At 46.6% G+C, this 1,235-nt stretch carries 1 protein-coding gene; it reads right to left on the reverse strand.

What is annotated here, in order from left to right:
- Nucleotides 1-21: 21 nt before the first annotated feature.
- A protein-coding gene (locus H5232_RS23285) for an IS3 family transposase (RefSeq protein WP_095661212.1) occupies nucleotides 22-1,172 on the reverse strand; the annotation gives its coding sequence in 2 pieces (ribosomal slippage) (nucleotides 22-929 and nucleotides 929-1,172; 1,152 coding nt in all).
- Nucleotides 1,173-1,235 lie beyond the last annotated feature (63 nt).

A 1,235-nucleotide genomic window follows, 5' to 3' on the forward strand; every position in this document is an offset into this window, starting at 1 on the left:
CCAGCCAGACTGGACACTTCATTAAGCGACATTTTTATTTTCAAAGTTAACTGGACTTAGATACCCGAGAGCACTGTGCCTTCTTGTCCGATTATAATCAACCTCGATGTATTCAAAGAGCGTTTGACGCATCTCGTCTCGCGTCATGATCGGCTCATATTGGATCGCTTCAACCTTCATTGAATGGAAGAAGCTCTCAACACAAGCATTATCCCAGCAGTTTCCTTTCCTACTCATACTTTGCTTTAGATTATAAGCGGTTATGATGTCTCGATAATCTTTTGAGCAGTACTGACTACCTCGGTCACTATGAACGATCACCTGCTCAGGGAACCCACGACGGAACAAGGCCATTGATAATGCATCGCAGACCAGTGTTGCGGTCATTCTGGTATCCATAGACCAGCCGACTACTTGCCTTGAATAAAGGTCAATAATTACCGCCAAATACAGCCAGCCTTCACTTGTCGCAACATAGGTGATGTCTCCCGCCCACTTTTGATTCGGAGCCTCCGCGTTAAAATCCTGAGCCAGCAGGTTCGGAGCAACTGGCATTTTATGTTTGCTATCCGTAGTGCACCTAAACTTACGTGCCGCTTTCGGCGTTAAATCCTGACGCTTCATACTAGCGGCAATGGTTTTAACATTACGGCTATCACCGTTCTCTGCCAGCTCTTTCTGGATGCGCCTTGAACCATCACGGCCTTTGCTGTTGTCAAAAGCCTTTTTGACCTTCGTATCAAGCTCTTGGCGAGTTACCTCGCGCTGAGTGGCCTTGTGGCGATGCTTAATCCAGTAATAAAACCCACTTCGTGAAACCCCGAACACCTTAGCCATGCGGACAGCACTGAAGCACAGCAGGTGTTCGAGCATAAATTCGTAGCTATCTACTTTAGATTTTTCGCGAAGTAGGTGGCGGCCTTTTTTACGATATCTAGCTCTTCAGCTTGCTCAGCCAATTGCCTTTTGAGCTTTGCGACTTCAGCGGCTAGATCTTTTTCCCGCTGACTGGTGCTAGTATCTTTCTTGGCTGCTTTACGCCAACCGTAGATCTGGGATTCGTGTAACGAGAGATGCTGCGCTGCCGTAGCTACTCCCAGCTTTTCTGCTAGTTTCAGTGCTTCTGCTTTAAATTCAGCAGAATGGAGAATACGTTTTTTCTTGTTTGTCATGGTTCACCTCATTAGTGATTGTACTCACTTAATTAGGTGTCCAAAACTGGTGGTGCGGATCAG

It is taken from the genome of Pseudoalteromonas sp. SG41-5 (assembly GCF_014164495.1).
Lineage (GTDB): Bacteria > Pseudomonadota > Gammaproteobacteria > Enterobacterales > Alteromonadaceae > Pseudoalteromonas > Pseudoalteromonas rhizosphaerae.